The organism is Nocardia cyriacigeorgica, from assembly GCF_010858045.1.
GTDB classification, from domain to species: domain Bacteria; phylum Actinomycetota; class Actinomycetes; order Mycobacteriales; family Mycobacteriaceae; genus Nocardia; species Nocardia cyriacigeorgica_E.
This window is the reverse complement of the sequence record NZ_JAAGVC010000387.1, coordinates 1-279: the sequence shown is the minus strand read 5'-3', so window position 1 is coordinate 279 and position 279 is coordinate 1. Positions and strand designations below refer to the sequence as shown.

1 pseudogene is annotated in these 279 nt (G+C 68.1%); it reads left to right on the top strand.

Annotated elements, in window-relative coordinates:
- Nucleotides 1-279 (top strand): annotated as a pseudogene (locus tag GV790_RS30140) (hypothetical protein); the annotation flags it as partial.

Here is a 279-nt window from a genome sequence, read left to right as displayed (position 1 = left end):
GCCTCACCGCCGGCGGCCAACGCCGCCACCAGCACCGACAGCGGTGCGGTTCAGTCAGGTAGGTGGCGCGATCACGGCCAAGGCCGTCGAGGACACCATGTTCTATCGGGCGGCACGGCTGGTGTCGCTCCAGGAGGTAGGCGGCAACCCGGGCCGGTTCGGGCATTCGCTCAACGAGTTCCATCTCGCCAATAGCGAACGCGCACAACGCTGGCCTGCCACCCTGACCGCGCTGTCCACCCACGACACCAAACGCGGTGAGGACGTGCGAGCCCGCAT